A 2,565-nucleotide genomic window follows, 5' to 3' on the forward strand; every position below is an offset into this window, starting at 1 on the left:
GACCTCAGCAACCGCGAGTTCAAGGAGAAGTTCGGGAGCAGCGCCGCCGCCTGGAGGGGCAAAAAGCCGATCCAGCGCAACGCGGTCATCGCGCTCGGGAATTTCAAGGACGAGGCCGCTGTGCCGAAGCTGACCGAAGTGCTGCTCCGCGATCCGCGTCCCGAGCTGCGCGGCGCGGCGGCCTGGGCGCTCGGCGCCATCGGCGGCGCAGCGGCGCTGGCCGCCGTGGAGCTTGCGCTCGGGAGTGAGTCGGATGAGGAAGTCGCCGGACGCTTGCGCCGGGCCAGAATCAGGCTGGCAGGATCGGCAGAGCCTTAAACATAAGGAGGACGGACAAGTATTGGAATTCCAATTGCTGTCCAGTTCTTGAAATGCTATGATAGATGCGCGTGCGTTATAGATGCACGCCATATTACAACTCAGAGGTGGGTTTTTGAATGACTATTGCACTTCCTATTATTACACTGGTTGTCGGGCTGATCGGCGGCTTCTTCATCGGTGTATATTATCTGCGCAAGCAAATGACCAACATGCAGAACGATCCGGAGATGCTGCAGAAGGTTGCCAAGCAGATGGGATATAATTTGAACAGCAAGCAAATGCAGCGCGCCCAGCAAATGATGAAGAACCAGAACACGCCGGGACGCGGTCCGTCCGGCGGCAATAAAGGACAAAAAAGAAAGAGCAAGTAATCGGATCGGTATCCGGCTGATTGGCGCAGACGGTCTGAAGGAGGAAGTTTCATGGGCGGAATTAAAGACTATGTGAACGGGAGCGTAACGGCAAACCGGGAGAAGATTGAGTATCATGTTCAGAAAATACTGGAGCTGATCGGTGAGGATACCGGAAGGGAAGGGCTGCTGGAGACGCCTGCCCGGGTAACGCGAATGTATGAAGAGATTTTCGCGGGGTATTCCGTCGATCCGAGAGAAGCGCTTGGCGTTACCTTCGATGAGTCCCATGAGGAGCTTGTTATCGTCAAGGACATCGTCTATTACAGCCAGTGCGAGCATCACATGGCTCCTTTCTTCGGCAAGGTGCACATCGGGTACATTCCGAGCGGGCGCATCGCCGGGCTGAGCAAGCTGGCCCGGCTGGTTGAAGCGGTGACGCGCCGCCTTCAGGTGCAGGAGCGCATTACCACGCAAATCGCCGACATTATGACCGAAGTACTTAATCCGCATGGCGTCATGGTCGTTGTTGAGGGAGAGCATCTGTGCATGTGCGCCCGGGGCGTCAAGAAGCCGGGCAGCAAGACGGTTACCTCAGCGGTGAGGGGTTCCTTCCGGGGGAACCCGGCGACCCGGGCGGAATTTCTGTCCTTAATCAAGGAATGAAGTCCGCGTCAAATTGAGCCATCATGAAGTGAAGAAACAACCAACAGGCCGGTCAAGGGATTCACCCTTGGCCGGCCTGTTCAGGCTTGCCGTCCGCAGCCTGTTGCTATTTCGGGCGAGCGAAAGCCGCCCGGCTTCCAGGCTCACATTCGCCAAGCCTCGAAGCAGGCGCCGCCGGAAGCTCCCGACCTCCAAGGTCACTCTCGCAAGCTGGCGAAGCAGGAACCGCCGATATCTCCGGTTGTTTTAATTTGCCCAAACACACTCTCCACTTCCGCCATTCAAGAGAGCGAAATAATACCCGGCCTTCCTCACTCCGCAGCTTCTCCCGCCCCTGCTCCTTGTAACAGAGGTACACCATGCCCACCCGGATTTCCCGTTCACCCCTCGCTTTGGCTCATCCACTCTTTAGCGGGCAGTCTTCACAGTTTTCGCTCCGGCATACCCGTGGCTTTACCGCCGGATATCTGCTATCCGGCATGCCCTCGGCTTACCGCATATCCGGCTTCCGCGATGCCTTCAGCTTACCGCATATCCGGCTTCGGACGGAGCGTCTGGATAGAACACGGACACACGAAAGGGCAGAATGCTTCCCGTGTCATACGGGGCACCCCTGGCCATTGGATGGCTTGTGGTACAGCTTCTGCTTTAGGGCGGCCTGATGCTGATATGACTGCGAGCACGGGCACTTACTTGTAGCGCTCTAACATCAAGGGACGAGGCCACGTTATTGTAATTGGAGTTCAGCGGCTGGCAAAACCGCCAAAGTGCAGGTTTTTTGGTCCAAATTCTCTATCCATCGGAAAAATCCTGAAAGTATGCAGGAATTTAAGAGCATGCAACCGAGTATAAGGCTGAGCCAAGGAAAAAACTGTATCCTCGCAGGTATATCCTGCAATCTGGTGTTCTCACGCGGCCAAAAGATGCACAATTTCATGCTTTCTGCGTGCTCCGCTTCATCGCCGCACCTGAATTGGCAAAGAACGTCCAATTTCATTGTTCCAAGGAGCCTGGGATGAACGTGAGATTGCCTTTGGCGTTTTAGGCCAACTGGAGGATATGAGCCGCAAGATTTTGAAGCGACGGGTTTGAATTGTCCGTTAATTTTCGGTATTTCTGAACCTTGCGTAATGGAAACCGGGCCGCTGTGGTGAAAGGAGATCATCATTCGTCCCGGTTAGAGGGAGAGTCTCCGCCGGAATCCCGCCTCAAAAAATCAAGGGCGCCG

Annotated in this window: 2 protein-coding genes and 1 pseudogene; all 3 read left to right on the forward strand. The window is 55.6% G+C overall.

Going from position 1 to position 2,565, the window contains the following annotated elements; genetic code table 11:
* A pseudogene (locus L692_RS29075) lies at positions 1-217 on the forward strand (HEAT repeat domain-containing protein); the annotation flags it as partial.
* A gap of 220 nt (positions 218-437) precedes the next feature.
* Positions 438-692: a YneF family protein gene (locus L692_RS0116040; protein WP_025701148.1), complete on the forward strand. Its 255-nt coding sequence runs from the start codon at positions 438-440 to the stop codon at positions 690-692.
* A 51-nt stretch (positions 693-743) separates the two neighbouring features.
* Positions 744-1,337: a GTP cyclohydrolase I FolE gene (gene folE / locus L692_RS0116045; RefSeq protein WP_025701149.1), complete on the forward strand. Its 594-nt coding sequence runs from the start codon at positions 744-746 to the stop codon at positions 1,335-1,337.
* Positions 1,338-2,565 lie beyond the last annotated feature (1,228 nt).

The sequence above is a fragment of the Paenibacillus forsythiae T98 genome (genome assembly GCF_000520735.1).
GTDB classification, from domain to species: Bacteria; Bacillota; Bacilli; order Paenibacillales; family Paenibacillaceae; genus Paenibacillus_AQ; species Paenibacillus_AQ forsythiae.